Origin of the sequence: Mycobacterium sp. AT1 (assembly GCF_002043095.1) — a bacterium.
Taxonomy (GTDB): domain Bacteria; phylum Actinomycetota; class Actinomycetes; order Mycobacteriales; family Mycobacteriaceae; genus Mycobacterium.
The window spans coordinates 1-14,258 of the sequence record NZ_MVOC01000083.1 but is presented as its reverse complement, the minus strand read 5'-3'; the positions used below and the strand labels follow the sequence as shown (position 1 = coordinate 14,258).

Here is a 14,258-nt window from a genome sequence, read left to right as displayed (position 1 = left end):
ATTTCAGCGAGCGCCATCAGAGCCCGGTGGGTGGTCTATTCGGGTTCGTCTCAATTGCATGGAGCGACGGAAACTCCCGGGGAGAGGGGGGCTGACTCGCAGAAGGTGTCAGGCGAAGTGACCGAGGGGATACCCCCAGCCGGCGAACCGGGAAGGGCAAGCGATGGTCTGCAAGCAGGAGGGCTGCGAGCGTCGGGCGCATACGCGGGGGTGGTGCACGACCCACTACCGTCGACATCGAGCAGGCGAGGCGATAGATGCACTGATCCGGCCCTACAAGCGGCGACGGAAGGCCCGATACCGTCGGGAATGCCCGTTCGCGAAGGAACTTGAGTTGTTGCGGGAACTGGGCCTCAGGTAAATGACGCTTCCGTAGCGCACTGCAGCACGAAAGTTTAGCCAGACCACCGTGTGTCGTCGGTAGTCCGCCTCCTGTTGGTCACTAGCATCGGCCGCTATGGACGACTGGTGTCAAGTACCCCTGGAGATACTTCACTGGATCGACACGAACAAGTGGGGTTTCGGCATCGCCACGTCAGTCCTGGGGGGGATCGTCCTGCTGGCAGTACCTGCACTGCGGAGACAGCTGACGAACACTTGGCGTGTTGTCCGTGAAAGGTCGCTTAACTGCATCAGTTTCGTGCGGTCCCTGACGCTGACCACGAAAAGCAGTCTGTACCGAGACACCGGAACAGACCCAGCAGAGGTGCCATCGCGCGCGGTATGGGTTGCGGGGTCGTATGGCGACGATTCGACGAGCGACCAGGAGAAGAAGTTCGCCGGTCAGGTGGCTCGGCTGCTGGGGTCCGAGCTTGCAAAGGCCAACATCACTGTCGTCGTGGGTGAGAGTGATGTCCTGTATGAGCTGTGTAACACGTACCGAAGGGTGTCGAATCTGCACGGCGGGGCGAGAGCGTTGATGGTTCACGGCTCCTTGCGACATGAGGACCCAGTGGGCTTTCTGGGGTCGTTACTTGTTCGCCCTCCTACTGTTCTGATCGTCATCGGGGGGCAAATCGGTGGCCGCACCATCGAGGAGGCGAGACTGGCGCGGCAATCGAATGTCCCGGTGGCTGCGTTCATTCGCAGTGGCGGTGCCGCGACGAAGGTACTCGCAGACTTTGCGATACAAGACAGTGAGTCAAGCAACGCGGTGCGGGACTGTATCGGTTGGGTGCGGAGAACAGCACCCGCCTGAGTTCCTGTTTCAACCAGTCCTAATGCAATCAAGAGATTGCGACCATCCGTCCTCATGGTCAGTCTCAAAGCTAAGGATTTGGAACGACAGCGTGAAGCTCATTGCAGCCAGCTCAATATTCCTCAGGTCAAGATGTCTCAGAAGATGACTCAGAACTATCCTTGCATAAGTTGTTCTTCTGAGACTTCTGAGACAAAATCAAGTGCATGACACTCTCAGCTTTGACGGTCACGGGCACCCAGCTCGGATACGCGCGAGTGAGCACCGCTCATCAGTCCCTGGATCAGCAGCTCGACGCCTTGACTGCAGTGGGCGTGGATGCACAGCGTGTGTATACCGACAAGCTTTCGGGCAGCTCGACACGTGAGCAGCGGCCCGGCCTTGCCGCGCTACTGGACTACGCCCGCGAGGGTGACGCCATAGTGGTGGTTGGCATCGACCGCCTGGGCAGAAACGCCGCCGAGGTGATGACCACGATTCGCAACCTTGGCGAGCGTGGGATCGTCTTGCGGTCGCTGCGCGAGGGTATTGACACGTCGAATGCTGCGGGGCGCATGGTGGCCGGTGTTCTCGCCAGCCTTGCCGAGCTTGAGTTGGAGCTGGGTAAGGAACGGCGAACGGCTTCGCGGGATGCGCGTAGAGCGCGCGGTCAGTCCATCGGTCGCCCAAAGGCACTGACCGACGAGAGGGTTGCCCTAGCCCGGCGCATGCATGACAGTGGTGAGGCGGCCACCACCATCGCGTCAACCCTCGGCGTAAGCAGGGCCACCGTTTACCGTGCGCTGACCGAGGACGTTGAGTGAGACGGTTGCGCGCCGCACCGTCTCATCTGTCGGGTTCGCGCGGTGGGGCTGTCAAAGTTGGCGCGCCTAATTTTTCTGGCCTACCTCGCCGCGTCGATGAGGCCAACCTTGACCCTTTTCAGCGGCCTCCACGGAGTCGCGCAGCCGTCGCAGTACCTCAGCCGCCGCGAACGCTTGCGCAGAATACGAGGAGGCGACGAGCTTGTAGATGGGAGAATTGGACGTGTTGATGAACGAGATCCGCTCTTCGAACGTTTGGCTCTCAAGCGATCTCAGAAGCTCCGGTACCTGCTCCATCTGCAGACTTACGCCGCTCAGAGCTCCCGTCGATAGATGCTGTGACAGAAATTCCGTCATCGGATGAGCGTCCCCCCGAAGCCAGTCTTGGATACTGGAATCGATGTCAGGGGAAAGCCAGCTCTGTCGCCGCTCGAATCTTTGGATCTTGACGTAGGAGTCCAAGACCGCCCAACTTCGTTGCAGCCCAACCCACTTGATCTGTAGGTCTTTCGCGCGATCGTCAAAAGACCTCCGGAAACTCACGACGAGGGCTTCGATCTCCGTTGCGACGGGCGCGAGTTCTAGACCCAGCTTGAATTGTGGAATGGGATCGAACTCCCAACACGATTGCAGCAAGGCGCTCATTGATTGCCACCTGTTGGCCAGGTCGCCGCCAGCAAGTCGAAGTGCGTCGATGCGGCCTTGGGTGCAGAACTCATGGACACGGTCGGAAAAATCCTGCCAGGCTGCATCGGATAGACCACGCAGTTTGTTGAGTTGGGATCTTTCCTCGCGCTCATCGGTCAAAGTACTGAGTAGGACGAGAGCAATCGGCACGCCGAAGAAAAATCCTGCGAGAGACGTGATCGCATTAGGCACAAACCCGAGACCGTTCCACCAACCCCGCCAGTCGCCGATGACTCCGGTGCAGAAGAAGGCGGCGCCGATGATCATCGAAGCGCCGAAGGCCACTTGGCGTGTCTTGCTGTATTCGCCCAGCGTCTCTCGTACTCCGCCCATGCGAACGACGCTAAGGGGGCCGTTGTGTCTGGGGGAACGGACACGCCGATGACGCCGGGCACTCGTCTTCGGTCCGATCGCGGTCGCAGTTCGTCTCGGGGGCGCATTTGGGATGTGCAGAGGAAGGCCTGCTCAGGCTGACTTCAACCGACGTTCCGGTCACGGGCCGACGATGCGAGGCGCCATGCACGAAGAAGCTCTGCACCCCTCAGTTCGACCCTTCACGTGAACGCGGCCAAGTGATCGGCCGACCCCCGCCAACCGCATGACCTGGTGGTTGTTAACGAAGCCAAGGCACTCAACGTCCGCAAAAGCCCAGTTCGTCTGGAAAGTCAGGAGACTGCATTACATAGATGGGGTGCGGTCGTCGGCAAGCCGCTGGCACGATAGCTTCGATGGCTAACGGTGGGGATTACGAGCTGGCATGGCCTCGCGACCTAGTCCGCGATGAACTCAGCGTTCTCGTTAACTCCGAGTCTCAAAAAGACTGGGCTGTCAAAGTGGACCTCCTACTCCGCGATGCGTTCAGCACCAGCGTTCCCGCTCAGGAGTTCGCGTCGGTTCCGGATGATGGCTTCGGCAAGCTTGTCAATGCGCCGACTGGGCAACGCAAGTTCCTGGCATCAATACTCCGGAGGCTGGACCAGTTCCCTGACGCTTTCCTGCGCCGACCGTACTGGTCCGAGCGGCGGGCTGGAGCATCGGCAGGGCGACAGGCGTTAACGCTCGAGGCGGTCGCCCGGTACTTCGTTAACATCGTGAACGCACTCGATGGGCGGGGCTACTTCGAAGAGGCCTTCGAAAAGGACTGTGTCGACGACCCATCGACAACTAGCCCGAGTTTCGTGATCTATGAGCGGACCGGGCGCGAGTCAATGTGGCCGCTTGATCCATTGAAGCTGGCAGAAGATCGTGATGTGTTCCTCGATGTTGTCGAGGTGTTGCACGACCTAATAGCGCGTCCTCGAAATGGCTCGATCCACAACTACTCTCAGTGCGGTTGGCACTACAGCGAGTTTTCGCGAGAGACAGGACGGCGCCTTTACCGATGGCAGGTCAACAGACTGCTGGACCGAAGCGACTTGGGGCTACGGCTTGCAAGCGAAGGCGAAGACGAGGGACGGCTAGTAAAGGCAACGGACGATGCACGAACCGACCTCCTCCAAAGGATGGCCGAGCGGCCCGATGACCTTGCAGGCCGGATCGGACATGCGGTCGCACTCTTTCGTCGCCGTGACGCGACCGAACATGACAAGCGTTCGGCGGTCATGGTGCTAGGGCTGGTGCTCGAGGAGCGTCGGGCGCTCTTGAAGGGGGTCCTATACAGCGGAGATGAGGGGGCGCTGTTCGAGATTGCCAACAAGTTCGCAATACGGCATCAAGATCAGCGCCAGAAGTCGGATTACGACCCCGTATTTCTGGACTGGGTTTTTTGGTGGTACTTGGCGACTATCGAATTGACCGACGGGGTGATCGCCCGCTCGGGGCCGTCGTAGTCCATGCGCCACGCCTCGGGTGCGGCGATGTAAACACGCGGTGTGCACATGTCTCTTCACTGATCAGCGGTCACCAACGCAAAGCTGCTTGTATCGCCTGCTAGGGACAAGTTTTTAAATACTGCCAACCGGTGGAGGGGTCTTGCCACCCCGTCGGTGCTGATCGGCGCGCCCCTGCTTGGTCGTAGGCGTACCCATCGTCCGGATCCCTGCAGCAGGGTGTGAATGTCACTGGTGATACGCGTAGCCGTGCCGACGTTCGGCAAGATGCTCGACGCTCTCAACATCAAACTTGGTACGACTGCACGAGCACGACATTTTTGTGCCCGACGCTGACGCATCTGCGCCAGGTCCCGATCGCCGCATCGCGGCCTGGCTGGGCCACGCCAGCGCGGCGTTCACGCGCTGCCGGTTTACGCACACAGCCAAGACGAAGCGCTGAAGAGCGCTGCGGAGAGCTAGGTCGTGTTGGGTCAACTCATGACATCGAGACCGGATCGGAGGGCTGACCGGCACCCGTCGAAGCGCTTCCACCTGCACCGAGGTGGTGCCCCCAGTCGGACTCGAACCGACACTGTGCGGATTTTAAGTCCGCTGCCTCTGCCAATTGGGCTATGGGGGCATTGCAGATCAGAGGGTACTTCAGCCGGTTTTGGCCTCGTTCTCACGGCGCGAAAACAGCAGTGAGACTGCAGTACTGTCGATGGCCTTGCCCAACGAATCGGCCACACCGCTCAAATCGTCGTCGAGGAGATGGCCGTATCGGTCGAGCGTCATCGCGGCGGTCGCGTGCCCCAGCAGTCTCTGCACGACCTTGACGTGATCGCCGGCGCTGAGCGCCGTCAACGAGCCGTGGCTTGCCTTAGCCCGTGGGCCACCAACCTCTCGATCCCGACGTCGTCGCACCCATTGTCGGATGCCAGCCGTTCGAGTCGGTGGGCATGTCGGACTGAAGCCGCTCCCACGCGGGTTCGGACACTGGCAGGTGCCGATCCCGCTTCGTCTTGGCTGTCAACTCCACAATGCCCTTACTGGCGATCGCAGTTGTGGACGAACTCACCGTCAACACCCGGTCCCCCACGTGCCGGCGCCTCAGCGCGACAGCCTCGCCGAACCGCAGGCCGCAGCAGCCCAGCACCAGCGTCAGCGTCTCGAATCGGTCCGCTGCCTTGGCTCGCGGTAACAGTCGGCGTAGCAACTAGCGTCCCTCGCGCTCGTTGTTCGGGAAGATCTTCGTCCCACTTGATCTCGATTGCGACGTTCTTCGCCAACCTTGCCGGTCGGTTGCCAAAACGCAGATCGCTCGGCGCCCATCGTGCCGTCTAACTCCTTGACGCGCTTATGCCAGCCGTCGTCTATATGCGCCCGATCATTCCGGGTGATCGCGAATCGGGACATACCGCAGCAATCCGTGACATTCATCCGCCTAGTACGCCGTCGTTCTACGCCCCCACGATCACGGCCGATCTGTGGCGGCAGAATCACACGACTTTGCGGTCAATGCGCCCTGTGGCGGTGGACGCGCCGACATGTCCATCGTCATTGTTGACTCAGTCGAAACCAACCTTGATTCAGGAGGAATCTGATGGAACTGATAGGGGCGAAAGAAGTCTCAGACATGACCGGCGCCCCCCCGAAACGCTTTGGTATTGGCGGCATTCGGATATCGGATCTGCGGGCTTCGCCTTGGCCGCCCCGTCGTGCATCGGCGCGACGAGGTGCTGCGGTGGATCTCACAGCGGGAGAACGCAACCGACGCGGAGGTGGCGGCGCCGCTGGAGATGCCCACATGAGAAGGACCTCGGGGTCAACGCCGACGGCGAGTTGATCTGCTGGAGCGAGTGCGCGGTACACGCCTACCACGCCGAACACGGTTTGCGTTGCGCCGCAGCGTGCGTCGATCGGGACCACCATGTCGACCTGTAAAGCACCGACGACGCAGCTTGCTACCTGCGAGGGGTACACAAGATTTCCAAGTCTCTACGGCAGCGGATATCCAAACGCAACAGCAGCGCTTCCGTCAATACCATCGAGCTGCTTGGCTGCGTCGTCGAGGTACTTCCCCAAAACCGACATGATCAAGCCGATCAGCTTGTCTACGGGAGTGACCACAGCGATCCCCATATTTACGAACTCGACCGGCGGAGCATCGTCCATTGCCGTTGCGTCGATCCGAGCATCCCAGTGGCCGTTCATGATGCCTAACAAGTACCCGGCTGTGCTGCCGCCCTCTCGACGTAGCAATACTCCGTCGACGTTCCGCCAGATGCCAGAGTCGACCCACACAGGCGATCCGCTAAGCCCCCCGACCGATCTCGACTCAACTAGGTATGCTTCTATTTCCGTCGACCGGAATGCGACCGGCTCAGCAGGCATGGCCGCAATGTTCCCAAACCTGACTATCGGTTCGTTGCGCAACTTTCCGTGGTGGTTAACAAAGAGCCCTGCAAACGCGACCTCGTTTCCAACGCCCAACTGGTCCGCATCCATAACGTCTCTTGTCGCTGCAAACCCGATTGGAATCGAGCGGACATCAAATTCCGAATCCATTACGTGGAGCCAGGGAAAGAAAGCGATGTCGAGGATCTCATCTACTTGATCGGGCCTATGCCAGTGGGCCGCATTAATTTCTACGAACCGAAAGCCACCATCTTTTGTATTGACACGTAGGCGTACCTGCTGGTCGTCACTTTTAAGCTGGATGTTTGAGATGACATGCAGAGCCGTCACTAGCATCACAGTTTCGTGCCCGGTGGTGCCGATGGGCATTGAAACGAAGAACGCTGTGCCGACCGGCTTCTCCTGCTCTTTGATTCTGGCGTAGATGAAGCACACAGAATCGCGAAACTCAGGCTGTACGTACATCTCTTCTTCTCCAGAGTTCCAGAAAGGTCATCACAGTACAATTCTCCGCAGAATAGTGGCGGCAACACGCTAAGGAGCACGCCGCTTTGCTCCCGGCTACAGACGGTAGCGTTTGGTGCTGCGCTGTGTGGCGAAGCCCCGACTGAGGTCCGCCCCGCCAGTCTGGCTTTTCATCAGTCGCAGTTGGTCGGCACGGAGTGCTGGGCGATCCAGCTGCTTGAGCCGAGCCTGCTCCTTCACGCGTACTAGCGACGCGTGCACTGCCTCGTCGTTCTCGATCATGATGTCGACGGCATCGAGCGGCTGGAGCACGCTGCAGTCTCCGACATCGCGGTCTCCGCAGTCGGATTCGAAGAGGCAACGACTCTTGACACCTCGACGACTCGTATGGGTAACCCGTACCGGTTCTCGCCCCGTTCCCTCATCTGCTCGGCGACCGTTTGCAGGCCGGCGAGGTAACTCGCCCGCCTCTTCGCCGCATCGGCGCGGACATGCTCCAGCGCCTGATCGAGTCCCGTCCGTTCCCAAGTATCGACAACCTCGACTCGGTACTGCGTCACTCGAATTGTCGCGCCCGTCGACTTGCTTTAGCCTTTCAGCCGACCAAGCGTTCGTGCCGTGCTGCCTCTACTCAAAGCGCCTCGTCCCCGCGCTCACCTACGAGATCTACACACCTTTTGCATTCGGGACCGGATCCGGCGGCTTATCGCCAGGCGAAAATCCAGACCGCACATATTCAACAAGACTTCCGAAAAGCAACCTACAGGGGTGCAACTAAACCCCACTCTATCTGACACCCTAACAAGTTCATAAAGCCGCAACCAACGCGATTGGGCGTGTTGCATGCAGAAGTTTAAGCCGACTCTACAGGTGGCGCGATGCTCTTTAAATATCTTTCGACGTTTATCACCGCGATCCTCGCCGCTTCCACCCAAAGTCGGACATCATCTATACCCACACTATCTTCGATGCTGGTCACTTTTTCCGTGTAGGGCGATAGATGACCTGCACTACCACGTTTAACTCCTAGAGTAGTTAGATCAGCCAGCTCAGAGGAGAGAGCATCATCGAACGCTGGCCAGTGCAGGCCGACGCATTTTGCCAAAGTCTGAACATTGGCCAATTTGAGACCATTGTTGGAGGCGATTTTCGCTTCTAGGTGCTTTCGACCTAGCGCTCGCACCACTTCGACTATGTTCAACCGTTGATACGAAGTCCCGCTCGTCGTCTGTATTGGCTCAGCGACGGCGAATACAAGTCGAACACACTCGATCGGCACTGTCGGCTTTGACAGGTGAGCAACCAATCTGTCGTAATGTGCCAGAAATACCGACTCAAGATGCTCCTCTAGTACCGCATGCGCAAGTACAATGTATGCATTTAACTGCGCCTTTTCGGCTTCGGTAAACGAATCCGGAAATTTGGTCTGAACGCTACCTAGAAGTGCACCGTCTAAATGATGCAACTGGTCTTGGAGCTCCAATTTTAGTCTCGCTCAAGGGGAGCCGGCAATGGATAGGCAATACCGGTAACCTGATGAATTATTGCTTGCCATTTCTTGTGTCGAACAATAAATGCATCGGCAGTTTTGGTCGTCGCGGAGATAGACCTCACGAAAGTTTCGTCAGAACTGCATGCGGTCTTGAAAGCATCGACCACTTCGTCAGCGTTATCGGCAAAAGAATCACGGACGGCTTCGAAATTGAGGGAGTAAACCTGGAAGTCGAAGACTGCTCGGTTTAGGGCTCGTTCGAAGCGACCCTTTTTTTCACCCTGCGCCGGGGTCCATTTTCTTGCAAATGCCTCCGCGCCCATCGTCTGGATGCCGACGGTGAGTGCAGATTCGAAGTCGGTGAGATACCGCTGCACAATCTGCTGCTGCGCGTCCCAGTTGTCGTTGAAATATCTCGATGTGTCGTCGAGAAACGCCTTTAGATTTCCTGCGTAGCGCAGCGGCGATCCAACAAACGCAAAGTGCCTTAGCAGCAGTTCAGCGTCGACCATTCTTCGGTCCGGATGGGTGTTATTAAGCAACTCTCGCATTGGCAGAGAGTCGCCCGACACGTGGTCGAGCCACGTCATGAAATCACCATGGATAAGAGCCTGCCGAAGCTCCTGCGGCGATAGAGCGACGCTCCCTGTGTTAAGCCGAAGGAAAAGCGAAAGTAACAGGCGCTCGGAATTCCACTTCGACAGGACGACAGTTCGTATGCTGTGATTCTCGGTCAGACCGACCAGATCGTCACGCTCTTTCCTCAGCGCATCTAAATCAAATCCGTTCAACTCTGGCAAGACTTCGAGACCTGTCAGTTTAAGAGCCTCGAATTCACGGTCACGCTCATCATCTGACTCCACAAAGAACTGGCGGAGAGCCAGCAATCGTTGCTTACCATCGAGAACAATGTAGCGGCCAGGTGAGTCCTTTTCTTCCGCCAGAACGATCTGTGGAATTGGAAACCCAAGCATTATCGATTCTAATAACTTACTCTTCCGATTTGCGAGCCAGGCATTTCGACGCTGAAAGGAAGGATCGAGGTTTATGCGCCCCTTCCGCATTTGTGAAACAAGCGTTTCGACGGTCCAGTCTTTGCTGCTGACTGCAGCCTGAAAGCCTGCTGCCGGTTCATCAAGGTCGCCATCATCCTCGCCTTGATCGGGTACGAGGGACACGCTGTCGAGATCGGCGACCTCGCCGGTGTCCTCCACGTTTTGAGTCACTGGTTGGTCTCCCCCAACTTGCCGAATCCAAGGTCGCATATAACCTACAGAGTACTAGAAGCAGTATCTCAAGTATTGGGCGATACGGGCCCTACCGTTCGCTAGCGATTCCACCACGCACAGCGTAATTATCGGTTGTGGCCGTTAGAGGCGGCTATCTACGTGGCGTCGCTTACACGCTCGATTGCTGCTTGGCGAACCTCAAATGATCGACTTGCTGAAGCTAGCTCGAGAACAACGCGGCGCAGGTTTTCGATCGAATCCTCCTTGTACCGCTGCGCCTGAATTCGCCTCGTCGGCCCTCCGACGACCTACGAGCGTCCATTCACCCGGCACCGCGTCCGTCGAGCCACTCCGAAATCGCCGCGACACCATCACGGAAGAAGATCCCGTACGCCCGGTCTGCCACGTAGCCGATGTGCGGCGTGGCCGTGACGTTGGCCATCGTGCGCAGCGGATGACCCGCGGGCAGTGGCTCGGTGTCGAAGACGTCCAGACCCGCCCCGGCGATGGCGCCCGACTCCAGGGCGGCGATCAACGCGGCCTCGTCGACGATCGGACCGCGGGACGTATTGACCAGCAGCGCAGTCGGTTTCATTGCGGCCAACTCCGGGTCGCCGATCAGGCTCTTGGACCGTTCGCTCAGCTTGAGGTGGACGGTCAACACGTCGGCGGTCGCGAAGAACTCCTCCCGCGGCAGGTACCGCGCACCCGCCTCTGCGGCGGCCTCGGGAGTGAGGTTCTGGCTCCACGCCACGACGTCCATGCCGAACGCCGCCCCGATGCGGGCGATCCGCGTCCCGATCCGCCCGAGGCCGAGCACCCCGAGCACCTTGCGGTCCAGCTCGAGTCCGACCGTGGTCTGCCACCCGCCATCGGCGATCGACCGGCTCTCGGCGACCAGGTGACGCGCCGACGCCAGGATCAGCGCCCAGGTGAGTTCCACCGTCGAGGAGACGCTGCCGCCGGTGCCGCTGACGTGGATCCCGAGCTCCTCGGCCGCCGCCATGTCGATCGACGCGTTCCCCGGACCCGTGGACGCGATCATCCGCAGCCGGGGCAGGCGCTCGAGGACGCTGCGCGGCAACGGCGTTCGCTCGCGCATCACGAACACCGCGTCGAACGGCTCGAGCCGCGCGACCAGCTCGTCGTCGTCGGACACGTGGTCGGAGAACGCTGTCACGTCCGCGCGCGTGGTGACCGGCGTCCAGTCCGCCGAGCTCAGCGCGACGTTCTGGTAGTCGTCGAGGACGGCGATCTGGATCCGCGTCGTTTCGGGGGTGCTCACCACGCGACGATATGCCCGCGCGGCCGCCGCCGCTACAACCGCAGCGCGTCGGCGATCAGCGCCGCCTGCGCGATCACCGCGTCCTGCCACGGCTGCAGGATGTGGGCGGGCGAGGCGTCGAAGCTCTGTCCGAAGGGATCCGGCACCCCCGTCTCGTGCCCGGAGAGGGCCTCGAGCACCGCCAGCCCGCAAAACGGCACGTGCACAGGCGAATACCCACCCTCGTGCGAGAACACGATCTTCCCGCCGCAGACGTCCTCGGCCAGGTCGACCAGAAGGGCGGCCATGTCCTTGAAGCCGCCGGAGGTGACGGTCATGCAGCCCAGCGGGTCGACGGGGCTGGGATCGAAGCCGCTGGAGACGAAGACGATGTCGGGCCGAAACGCGGTGACGGCCGGGACCGCGACGCGTTCGATCGCCGCGCGGTAGGCGCCGTTGCCCGAACCCGCAGGCAGGGGCACGTTGATGTTGGTGCCCTGGGCGCCGGTCTCGGTGACGCTACCGGTGTCCTGCGGGAACAGCCGGTCTTGGTGCAGCGAGATCGTGAGGACGTCGGCGTCGTCGGCGTAGATCGACTCGGCGCCGTTGCCGTGGTGCACGTCGTAGTCGACGATCGCCACCCGCTGCACCCCAAACGCGGCGCGCACGTATTCGATTGCGACACAGACGTTGGAGAACAGGCAGTAGCCCATGCCCATGTCGCGGCGGGCGTGATGGCCCGGCGGGCGCACCAGGGCGTAGGCGTTGTCGGCTGCGCCGGTGAGCACCGCTTCCGCGGCGGCCATAGTGCCACCGGCGGCCAACCGGGCGATGTCGTAGGACCCTCGCCCGAAGGGGGTGAAGCCGTCTCCCCCGTCGCCGCCGCGGTCGACGCTCTCACGTTCGATGCGGTCGACGTGTGCGGCGTCGTGCACGCGGAGCAGATCGTCCCGGGACGCCAACCGGGGCTTCACCCGGATCAGCTCGTCGATCATGCCCGAAACCTCGACCAGCCCAGCCATTCTCGACTTCGACTCCGCGCTCTCGAACGTCATGTGCGGCTGGTTGAAACCGCCAGCCGGGAAGACGCCGATGTGCGTGCCGGTGTCATGCCAGGCATATCGCTCGTGCCAGACGTAGCCCGTGCGCCGTGTTGCCGTCATCGCGTGATCCGTTCTGGTGTGTGCAGCGAGTCGAAAAGCTCGTCGACGCGCCGCTTTTCGTCGTCGCTGGAGGGTTTGAGGTAGGACACCGCGACGTACACGGCGAAGTTGACCGCCAGCGCGGCCACCCCGGACGTCATGCCGCCGAGCACGGGAATCGCGATGGGGAACAGCAGCTGCAGCACACAGGCGGCCGCGAAGCCGAGCACCATCGCCGCGCAGGCCGCCGTGGCGTTGCCCCGCCGCCAGAAGATGCCGAGGAACACCGTCGGCGCCAGCTGCACGATGCCCTGGTAGGACACCTGCGCCAAAGCCACCATGCCCGAGGACAACACGTTGGTCGTCGCGACCGCGACGGCACCGGCCAGCAGCGTCAGCACCCCGACCGAGACCTTGCCCCAGCGGGGATCCTCGACTCGGGTGCCGCGGGCGACGCCCACGACGTCGTTGGCGATCTGGGCGCCGAGGGCCTGCAGGTTGGCACCCACGTTGCCCATCGTCGCCGCCAGCACGCACACCCCCGCCAACGTCAGAACGAGCGGCCCGCCCACCGACGCGGTCAGGAACCACACCTCGTCGGGCGCGTCGGCGACACCGGGCAGCGTGGATGCGGCCATGGCCAACAAGCACAGTGACGACCCGAAGATCACCAGCAGCGGGGTGGCCATCACCGCGGCCCGCTTGATGGACTTGGTGCTGTTGGAGGCGAACAGCCGCACGAAGATGTCCGGCCAGCACCAGCCGCCGAGCGCCCCGGTGGCGATCAACGAGAACAGGTAGAACGGACCGTCGACGCTGCCCGGCCCCGGCAGGGTGAAGAACCCGGGCTCCACGTCACCGAAACCGTGCCCGTTGGTGAGCAGCCAGGTGAGCAGGCCGAGGATCAGCACCGTGCCGAAGAGGTAGGCGACGACGCCCTGGACGAAGTCGCTGATGACGAGGCCACGGGCACCGAGGCGCACGGTCCACCACTGCCGGGCGACGAGGACGCCGATGCCGATCAGCACGGCCCACGCCGCAGACACCGTGCCGAAGGACAGGTATTCGAAAACCAGTGTCAGGGACTGCATTCCGAGCACGACCCACGGAAACGACGCGATGGTTCCGATGACGGCGGCGATCACCCGTACCTTGGTGCACCCGTAGCGCAGCCCCAGCAGGTCGGCCTGGGTGCGCAGGTCGAACCGGCGCCCCCACTCGTGCACGGGCCTGGCCAACAGGAACATCAGCACGACGGCGAGGATCGAGTACGCGACGAAGTAGAAGCCGATCGCACCCGCGCTGGCGGCATAGCCGGCGAAGGCGATGAAGATGGTGCCGGGCAGCCAGGTGTTGACGAACGCCATGGCCGAGAACACCGGCCCGAAAGACCGCCCCGCGGTGGCGTATTCGCTGAAGTCGGCGCTGCCCTTGGTGCGCTGCAGCACCACGAACAGCACGACCAGGAAGACCGCGACGCCGCCGTAACCGATGAGGATGTTCACGTCAGTCCTCCTCTGCGGAGGCGTCGACCCGGTACATGACCAGCAGCGAGAGCACCCCGAGGACGCCGGTGACGAGGAAGAACCAGACCCCGCCCTGGCCGACGATCCACGTCAGCGGCGGGAACAGCAGGATCACGAAGTTCAGGACGGCGATCGCGAGCACGATGCGCGCGGCCCGGGTCTTCGGTGGGCGTGGGACCGGCGTGGCCATCGGCGTCTCCATTCTTGCCGGAACGTTCCGGCA

At 61.1% G+C, this 14,258-nt stretch carries 13 protein-coding genes, 1 tRNA gene and 1 pseudogene; 4 read left to right on the top strand and 11 right to left on the bottom strand.

The window, feature by feature from the left end:
• Positions 1 to 457: 457 nt before the first annotated feature.
• Together B1790_RS31595 and B1790_RS31590 are read left to right on the top strand one after the other, a co-directional pair.
• Positions 458 to 1,198, top strand: a complete 741-nt coding sequence (locus B1790_RS31595) for a hypothetical protein (protein ID WP_079927231.1) — start codon at positions 458 to 460, stop codon at positions 1,196 to 1,198.
• A 206-nt stretch (positions 1,199 to 1,404) separates the two neighbouring features.
• Positions 1,405 to 2,001: a recombinase family protein gene (locus tag B1790_RS31590; RefSeq protein WP_079927230.1), complete on the top strand. Its 597-nt coding sequence runs from the start codon at positions 1,405 to 1,407 to the stop codon at positions 1,999 to 2,001.
• Positions 2,002 to 2,067: 66 nt separating this feature from the next.
• Here the strand turns inward: B1790_RS31590 and B1790_RS31585 are convergent, their stop codons facing one another.
• Positions 2,068 to 3,021 (bottom strand): hypothetical protein, encoded by a 954-nt coding sequence (locus tag B1790_RS31585; RefSeq protein ID WP_079927229.1) that lies wholly within the window; start codon positions 3,019 to 3,021, stop codon positions 2,068 to 2,070.
• A 395-nt stretch (positions 3,022 to 3,416) separates the two neighbouring features.
• Here B1790_RS31585 and B1790_RS31580 point away from each other — a divergent pair, with 395 nt between their 5' ends.
• On the top strand, positions 3,417 to 4,517 hold the full coding sequence (locus B1790_RS31580; protein WP_198952173.1) for a hypothetical protein: 1,101 nt from the start codon (positions 3,417 to 3,419) through the stop codon (positions 4,515 to 4,517).
• Between the two features lie 545 nt (positions 4,518 to 5,062).
• On the opposite strand, the gene B1790_RS31575 is transcribed toward B1790_RS31580, so the two are convergent.
• Together B1790_RS31575 and B1790_RS35960 are read right to left on the bottom strand one after the other, a co-directional pair.
• Positions 5,063 to 5,139, bottom strand: a tRNA-Leu gene (locus B1790_RS31575).
• 20 nt (positions 5,140 to 5,159) lie between these two features.
• Positions 5,160 to 5,556: pseudogene (locus tag B1790_RS35960) on the bottom strand (tyrosine-type recombinase/integrase).
• A gap of 610 nt (positions 5,557 to 6,166) precedes the next feature.
• On the opposite strand from B1790_RS35960, the gene B1790_RS35510 reads away from it, so the two are divergent.
• Entirely contained in the window at positions 6,167 to 6,310 is a 144-nt protein-coding gene (locus B1790_RS35510; RefSeq protein WP_233165410.1) for a hypothetical protein, read from the top strand.
• A 187-nt stretch (positions 6,311 to 6,497) separates the two neighbouring features.
• Here the strand turns inward: B1790_RS35510 and B1790_RS31560 are convergent, their stop codons facing one another.
• The 8 genes from B1790_RS31560 to B1790_RS31525 form a co-directional block, all read right to left on the bottom strand.
• Complete coding sequence (locus B1790_RS31560; RefSeq protein ID WP_079927228.1) at positions 6,498 to 7,382, bottom strand: hypothetical protein; 885 nt, start codon at positions 7,380 to 7,382, stop codon at positions 6,498 to 6,500.
• A 96-nt stretch (positions 7,383 to 7,478) separates the two neighbouring features.
• The gene (locus B1790_RS31555) at positions 7,479 to 7,694 is read right to left on the bottom strand and encodes a hypothetical protein (protein ID WP_142271618.1); all 216 of its coding nucleotides are present in this window, start codon (positions 7,692 to 7,694) and stop codon (positions 7,479 to 7,481) included.
• Between the two features lie 541 nt (positions 7,695 to 8,235).
• Positions 8,236 to 8,865 (bottom strand): hypothetical protein, encoded by a 630-nt coding sequence (locus tag B1790_RS34495; protein ID WP_142271617.1) that lies wholly within the window; start codon positions 8,863 to 8,865, stop codon positions 8,236 to 8,238.
• A gap of 2 nt (positions 8,866 to 8,867) precedes the next feature.
• On the bottom strand, positions 8,868 to 10,100 hold the full coding sequence (locus B1790_RS31545; protein ID WP_158083904.1) for a DUF262 domain-containing protein: 1,233 nt from the start codon (positions 10,098 to 10,100) through the stop codon (positions 8,868 to 8,870).
• A 325-nt stretch (positions 10,101 to 10,425) separates the two neighbouring features.
• The gene (locus B1790_RS31540; protein ID WP_233165409.1) at positions 10,426 to 11,388 is read right to left on the bottom strand and encodes a D-2-hydroxyacid dehydrogenase family protein; all 963 of its coding nucleotides are present in this window, start codon (positions 11,386 to 11,388) and stop codon (positions 10,426 to 10,428) included.
• Between the two features lie 32 nt (positions 11,389 to 11,420).
• Positions 11,421 to 12,530, bottom strand: a complete 1,110-nt coding sequence (locus tag B1790_RS31535) for a class II histone deacetylase (protein WP_079927224.1) — start codon at positions 12,528 to 12,530, stop codon at positions 11,421 to 11,423.
• Positions 12,527 to 14,014 carry a sodium:solute symporter gene (locus B1790_RS31530; protein ID WP_079927223.1) on the bottom strand — a complete coding sequence of 496 codons (1,488 nt, stop codon included), beginning with the start codon at positions 14,012 to 14,014 and terminating at the stop codon, positions 12,527 to 12,529. Before B1790_RS31530 ends, B1790_RS31535 begins: the two co-directional genes overlap by 4 nt.
• A gap of 1 nt (position 14,015) precedes the next feature.
• Positions 14,016 to 14,258: hypothetical protein (locus tag B1790_RS31525; RefSeq protein ID WP_233165408.1), on the bottom strand; the 243-nt coding region annotated here is incomplete at its 5' end.

What these genes read in the sequence shown, in the direction of transcription:
- B1790_RS31560 (WP_079927228.1), bottom strand. Translation starts at nt 7,382, where the DNA reads ATGTACGTACAGCCTGAGTTTCGCGATTCTGTGTGCTTCATCTACGCC.
- B1790_RS31585 (WP_079927229.1), bottom strand. Translation starts at nt 3,021, where the DNA reads ATGGGCGGAGTACGAGAGACGCTGGGCGAATACAGCAAGACACGCCAA.
- B1790_RS31595 (WP_079927231.1), top strand. Translation starts at nt 458, where the DNA reads ATGGACGACTGGTGTCAAGTACCCCTGGAGATACTTCACTGGATCGAC.
- B1790_RS31580 (WP_198952173.1), top strand. Translation starts at nt 3,417, where the DNA reads ATGGCTAACGGTGGGGATTACGAGCTGGCATGGCCTCGCGACCTAGTC.
- B1790_RS31535 (WP_079927224.1), bottom strand. Translation starts at nt 12,530, where the DNA reads ATGACGGCAACACGGCGCACGGGCTACGTCTGGCACGAGCGATATGCC.
- B1790_RS31590 (WP_079927230.1), top strand. Translation starts at nt 1,405, where the DNA reads ATGACACTCTCAGCTTTGACGGTCACGGGCACCCAGCTCGGATACGCG.